Here is a 6455-nt window from a genome sequence, read left to right on the forward strand (position 1 = left end):
ATCGTGTAGAGGGAAGAAGCTGACTTATAATGAGGATGCAAGCAACAAAAGACCTAATTGAGAGGGGAACCAACACGATGAAGATCAGGGGAATCGTAATCAGCATGCTTGTACTAATGATTGTATTGGCAGGCTGCAGTGGCAGTAACAATGGCGGAAACAAAGGGAAAGTAGAAAATGCTGGAAAAGCAACGAATGCAGCTGTAAACAAAACAGAGGAGCAGCCAGCAACTGAGAAACCAGCAGAGCCTGTAGAAATTACAGTTCAAGGCCAACCGCCGGATAGAACAGAAGCGATCGAGCAGTTGAACCTGAAAATTGAGCGTTTCAAAAAAGCAAACCCTAACGTAACGATCAAAACGGACGATTGGCAGTACAACCCAACTGAAATCGGAATTAAAATGGCTGCTAACAATGCGCCAACTGAGTTTAATGCTTATTTGACAGAAGGACGTGTTCTAGCTGAAAAAGGCTGGGCGGCTGATGTTACGAGCCTTATTGAAAATTGGAAAAACAAAGATGATTTAAATCCAATTATGACTGGTCCGTTCTCCGTTGACGGTAAAATTTATGGTATTCCAGTAGATGCTTATGTTATGACAATTACGCTTAACAAGAAAATTTTCGAGGAAAAGGGCGTTCCGCTTCCATCGCTTGACTGGACTTGGGAAGAGCTGATTGAAACTGCGAAAAAAGTAAACGATCCGGCTAAAGGTATTGCTGGCTTTATCCCAATGGGCAAAGGCACAGAAGCAGGCTGGAACTGGACGAACTTCTTGTTTGCAGCGGGCGGCGACATTCAAACGGTTGAGAACGGTAAAGTAAAAGCAACATTCAACAGCGAGCAAGGTTTGAAAGCGTTGGAGTTTTACAAGCAGTTGAAAGATGCTGACGTGCTTCCGAAAAACTGGGCACTAGGCTACGGCGATGCACTCAACCTGTTTAACCAAGGCCGTGGTGCAATGGTTATGTGCGGAAGCGGCAATGCAGCGGATGCAGCCATCAACACAGGCGGTATCAGCAAAGACGACGTCGTTATTTATCCAATCCCATCCGTAACTAAAGGCGGCAAACACACTGGCGTACTAGGCGGCAGCTTCAAAGTTATCAACCCTAAAGCAGATGCTGCACAGCAAAAAACAGCATTTGACTGGTTGACTTCCGAGTATTTCACTGACGAATTCATTAATGCAATCGATGGTGAAATTACTACACGTAAATCAGAAAACAAAGTATATATTCCACAAACAATTTTCTATTGGACACCAGAATCGGAGTTCGGTCAAAAATGGGATACGATGTTGGCTAAACACGACAATGTGTTCACATATGACCCTGCTTTGATGGCTTTGCTTGATGGTAAGCCGGAGCCGCAATATGAAACACAAGCTTTCTATGCAGAAATGGCTAACGTTATTCAAAAAGTGTTCACGACAAAAAATGTTGATTTGAAAAAAGTGTTGGATGAAGCAGCAGCTAAAGTCCAATCGGAATTCTACGACAAAATTACGATTCAATAAAAAGCCGCGACACCAAGGGCCAATACCAATAACCTCGGTATTGGCCCGTTTTTTTTACACATTAGAAGTGATCATAAGTATCGCTGCACCTTGGGAGGGGGAGAACCATGGCAACACAAACGATTGCATCAACGATAAACACGAAGAAAAAGCGCAAGTGGAACCTCTATATGTGGGGAGCCTTGTTTGTACTTCCCGAAATTATCGTTTTCTTGCTCTTTCTCTGGATTCCTATTATTAAGGGAGTTCTGTACAGCTTTCAAGAGGTGGATTTCGTTAAAGGGAATGTTTTTGTTGGACTGCAAAACTACACCGATATTACGAGTTCAAGTGACTTTTATATCGCAATAAAAAATACGCTGTATTATATGGGACTTTGCGTAGTCATTGGATTTTGGGTGCCTGCTGCGGTTGCTATTGCTGTATCGGAGCTCAGAAGATTTCAAGGACTAGCTCGCGTAGCGGGTTATTTGCCAAGTGTAATACCAGCTATCGTGCTATATGGCATGTGGGTTTGGTTTTATGATCCGATCGGACCAATTAATGCATTTCTGATGGGCATCGGATTGCCGGCAATTGATTTTTTTACAAAAGGCATGTCCATGATCTCGATCGTTATTATGGAAACGTGGCAAAACTTTGGCGGCGCGGTGCTCATCTATTTGGCTTCAATCGTCGGAATACCGCGGGATCTGTATGAAGCTGCCGAAATCGACGGTGCAAGCGTATGGCAACGGATTAAGTTTATTACACTGCCTAATTTGCGCTCATTGCTGTTTCTGATGTTTTTACTGCAAATCATAAACACCTCGCAAAGCTTCCAAGCACAACTGGCTATGACTGCCGGAGGTCCGGACAACGCGACCTTAACTTATATGCTGCTTATGAACAGAAATGCATTCACTTATTTGGATTTTGGCAAAGCAACAGCAATGGGTACGATGATGTTCGCCGTTATGATGGTGCTCTCCTTCTTCTACCTGAAAGTGCAGAATAGGAGTGAAAAAGGATGAAAAATACCGAGCGTTCCATAATCTCGTCATTTGATTTCAAACGTTGGCAAGTAAAGCTGGGTTACGCAGTGATGGTGCTTTTTATCGGCATAATCATTGTATCCATGCTGTATCCCTTTCTGAATACGCTGCTTAGCTCTCTGAAGACGACTGGGGAATTTTTTGCTTTCCCTGCGCCGTTTTTCCCAAAGGATTGGCTGTGGCATAACTATATTGATGCATGGCATGTTATTCCGATGCTTAAGTTTTTGAAAAATACGCTGATGATTTTTATTGGAACAGTTATTTTCGCCCTTGTCTTTATTGGCATGACGTCATTCGCGTTGTCACATATGCGGGTACCTTTCAAGAAAGTGGTCATGCTGTTTTTCTTGTCTACCCTGATGATTCCATCTGCTACTTATTTAATTCCAAACTTCCTTAACTTGCAAAGCTTAGGTTTGCTAAACAGCTACTGGGCCTTTTGGCTTCCAGCAGGCGCGAATGCTTTTTATTTGCTGCTCATGAAAAACTTCTTCGATGGATTGCATAAGGAACTGTTTGAAGCAGGCAGAATCGACGGAGCTAGTGAGTTTCTATGCTTCATTCGGATCGCGATTCCTTTGTCGGTACCTATCCTAATGACACTTATCATCTTCTATTTCTCCAGCACATGGAATGATTTTTATTGGCCGTCACTTGTTATGCTGGAGAAGGATATGTATCCTCTTGCAACAGGTATTTTCAGATATGTGGTGTATTCCGGCTCCACGATTCAGTGGAACGTGAAGTTTGCGGTGCTTTCGATTACGATGGTTCCGCCGCTAATATTTTTCCTTATTTTCCAGCGTTACATCATGGGTGGACTTAATGTAGCTGGGGTGAAAGGTTAGCATTTCATCAGCTAGAGTTTTAGCTGCACGGGGCTTTATGAATGAGTAGTAAAACGAATTAATGATTCTCTTATAGACATTGCCGCTAATCGATACATTTGCTGGCGGCAATGTTTTTTTGTATTTTAAAATTGAAGTTGAGCAGGAAGAAGGCTGAAGATGTTGAAAGTAATCAACAGGATGAAGCTGCTTGTTGAAATGAGATGAGATGAGGGGATTAAAATCGTCGAGGTTAATGAACAATTGAGGGAAAGCGAAGAGAGATATCAGCATTTAGTTCATATGCTTCCTGACGGGCTTATTGTTGTGTTAGAAGATAATATTGTTTTTGCTAATCAAGCAATGCTAACTATGCTGGGCATTAGCAATTTCGATGATATTATTGGAGACCCCATAAACAAATTCATACATCCCGAGTTTATGGAGCGGTTTCCAGCTATGATCAACTATTTGATTCTAGAGGCTAATCCTTCTACGTTTACCTATTACGAGCTGCTTCGTCTGGACCAGCAAGTGATAGAGGTTGAAATGAGAGCAGTAGCTGTGAAATTTGATGGTAAAAATGCTGTCCAGCTTATTATTCATGATATAACCAAGCAGAAGCGAATGGAAGCTTCCTTGCACGAGAAGGAATATTTATATAAAAGCTTGATGGAAAACGTTGTAGCAGGTGTATTCGTAGGGCTAAGGGATAAGATTGTTTATGCCAACCCATATCTAGCGGAGATGTATGGTTATACGGTAGAGGAGATGTACGCCATCTCGATAAACGATTTAATGGATCAGGATGAAATCAATATTCACAAAAGCAAGATTTTACAAGGAATGGGTATTGGATTAAGTCAATTCCCTATCAAAAGTAAAGGAATAAAAAAAGACGGCAGCCGCATCTATTTGGAGGGAAACAGTACAGTTATTATGTTTAATGGAGAACTGTCCTTGCTTGGAACCGTTCAAGACGTTACACCTAAACGTGAAAAAGAAAAATTGTTAATGGAAAATGCCAAGTTGTATCAAAAAATTATAAAGTTTGTTCCCGAGCCGATCATTATGAGTGATCAAGGGATCGTGCTTTACGCGAACAAGCTAGCTTTGGAAGTGCTAGGAATTGAATCGGAAGCAAAGATAATCGGTACAAGTGTGTTCGAATTTATTCATCAGAGCCACCATGCATTATCGCTTGAAAAAATGCATCTCATTATGTCGACGGACGAGGCAACACCTTTTGAGGAACGTGTTCTTATTCGTACGGACGGAAAATTACTGGATGTGGAAGTTTCAAGTATCCGAATTAACAATTATTTGGGCAAGGATGTCATGCTCAGTGTGATTCGTGATTTGACCGACCGCAAACGCTCGGAGGAGGTTCTTATTCGTTCGGAGAAGCTGTCGGCAATTGGTCAGCTTGCCGCAGGCGTAGCGCATGAAATTCGAAATCCGTTAACAGCGCTAAAGGGCTTCACGCAGCTATTAAGCAGTAAATACCCGGAGAACCCGCATTATTTTTCAATTATGGCCAATGAAATTGACCGTATTACTTTAATCGTAAATGAGTTTATGACGTTAGCGAAGCCGCATTTCGCGAACTATCGCAGCGAGCCTCTAGAGCCGATACTGCGAAGTGTATTATCTTTGCTGGAAACACAAGCTATTCTTATAAATGTGGAGTTGAAGGTTTGTTTTGACCATACACGGCCGAGTATATTTTGCAATGTGGACCAGCTTAAGCAGGTTTTTTTAAATATTATTAAAAATGCGTTAGAGGCAATGCCGCAGGGCGGCGAAGTTGTTGTGACGGTTGCAAGCTTGGAGGATGGCTTCGTTCATATCCGAATTATAGATGGCGGTCCAGGTATACCGGAGGAGCTTATTTCAAAAATCGGCGAACCTTTTCTGACAACGAAAGAAAAAGGGACTGGGCTTGGCATAATGATCAGCAACCGCATTATTGAAGCGCACAAGGGTACGCTTCAAATTAGCAGTGTGATGAACGAAGGAACAGTCGTGGAAATTATGCTGCCTGTTGAGGATCAGCTAACGATAGGCCTAGGATGAGCTATAGGCGTTATCGTCTGATGTCGCCAACAATCTTTTGCGTTTATGGTGAAGTGTGAAATAAATGACGGAAGATAAGGCAATTATAATGGCACAAAGTATATACATAACGCTGTACCCGTAGCTTGAAGCCAAGGAGCCAAGCGTGTAGGATCCAATTCCATATCCAAGATCGAACAGCAAATAAAACGTTGCTGTAGCGAGCCCTCTGCGATGAGCCGGAGCAGCAAGCACGGCTATGGTCTGAAAGCAAGGCAGCAGGGCTCCGTATCCGAGGCCAATGACAGCACCGGAAACAAGCAGAATAACGGGCGAGCTTGCTTGGCTAAGCAGCAGCATGCCGATGGCAAATATAACGATGCTGGGATATACAATGACATGATCTCCTACACGATCAAGCAATTTACCGACAAGCGGACGAGGCAATACAATCATAATGCCGAAGCACACAAAGAAATAGCTGGCATATTGATCAATAGCCTGTTCATGAGCATAAACCGACATAAACGTTACGAGCCCGCTGTAGGCGAACGCGACTACAAACCCGCTAAGTGCAATGGGAACAGCTTTCTTCTCTACAAGATCGCGCCAATGCAGCTTGCTCTTCGTTTTTATGATCGGTTGTTCAGCTTTGGCAGCGGCGGGTTTCTTGGCTGTTGAAGCGCCTAGGATGAAGGAGATGAGCGCGCACACCGCGCATAATGCGAACATCGCTGTAAAGCCGCCATGCGTTGTTATCGTTAAGCCAACGAAAGGGCCGATGACCATCGCGAGGCTCATAAATAAGCTGAAGTAACTAATTCCCTCTCCTTTGCGATGCTCGGGTATGATTCCGATTGCAGTCGTATTCGTAGAGGTAGTTGCGATAGCGAACGTGYCGCCATGAAAAAAACGAACCAGCAGCAGCATCGCGTAGCCAAAAACACCTAAGTATGCGATCGAAAACAATAGAAACAGCAGCAATGAAATAATAACGATCTTCCGTTCCCCATAAC

At 43.1% G+C, this 6455-nt stretch carries 5 protein-coding genes; 4 read left to right on the plus strand and 1 reads right to left on the minus strand.

Going from position 1 to position 6455, the window contains the following annotated elements:
- Nucleotides 1-77 precede the first annotated feature (77 nt).
- The 4 genes from AC1DSE_RS27845 to AC1DSE_RS27860 all read left to right on the plus strand — a co-directional run bounded on the left by AC1DSE_RS27845 (nucleotide 78) and on the right by AC1DSE_RS27860 (nucleotide 5460).
- Nucleotides 78-1520 carry an ABC transporter substrate-binding protein gene (locus AC1DSE_RS27845; protein ID WP_477528534.1) on the plus strand — a complete coding sequence of 481 codons (1443 nt, stop codon included), beginning with the start codon at nucleotides 78-80 and terminating at the stop codon, nucleotides 1518-1520.
- A 107-nt stretch (nucleotides 1521-1627) separates the two neighbouring features.
- Nucleotides 1628-2533, plus strand: a complete 906-nt coding sequence (locus AC1DSE_RS27850) for a carbohydrate ABC transporter permease (RefSeq protein ID WP_477509427.1) — start codon at nucleotides 1628-1630, stop codon at nucleotides 2531-2533.
- Nucleotides 2530-3405 carry a carbohydrate ABC transporter permease gene (locus AC1DSE_RS27855; RefSeq protein ID WP_477509426.1) on the plus strand — a complete coding sequence of 292 codons (876 nt, stop codon included), beginning with the start codon at nucleotides 2530-2532 and terminating at the stop codon, nucleotides 3403-3405. Before AC1DSE_RS27850 ends, AC1DSE_RS27855 begins: the two co-directional genes overlap by 4 nt.
- Nucleotides 3406-3648: 243 nt before the next feature.
- The gene (locus AC1DSE_RS27860; protein ID WP_477528535.1) at nucleotides 3649-5460 is read left to right on the plus strand and encodes a PAS domain S-box protein; all 1812 of its coding nucleotides are present in this window, start codon (nucleotides 3649-3651) and stop codon (nucleotides 5458-5460) included.
- On the opposite strand, the gene AC1DSE_RS27865 is transcribed toward AC1DSE_RS27860, so the two are convergent.
- Nucleotides 5452-6455, minus strand: a 1004-nt coding sequence (locus tag AC1DSE_RS27865) for an MFS transporter (protein ID WP_477528536.1), incomplete at its 5' end; no start/stop codon positions are given. The two genes, AC1DSE_RS27860 and AC1DSE_RS27865, sit on opposite strands and share 9 nt — an antisense overlap.

The organism is Paenibacillus sp. 01L418 (genome assembly GCF_056400045.1).

Excerpts from the sequence above, each read along its gene's own strand:
- AC1DSE_RS27850 (WP_477509427.1), top strand. The coding sequence starts at position 1,628 with ATGGCAACACAAACGATTGCATCAACGATAAACACGAAGAAAAAGCGC.
- AC1DSE_RS27855 (WP_477509426.1), top strand. The coding sequence starts at position 2,530 with ATGAAAAATACCGAGCGTTCCATAATCTCGTCATTTGATTTCAAACGT.
- AC1DSE_RS27845 (WP_477528534.1), top strand. The coding sequence starts at position 78 with ATGAAGATCAGGGGAATCGTAATCAGCATGCTTGTACTAATGATTGTA.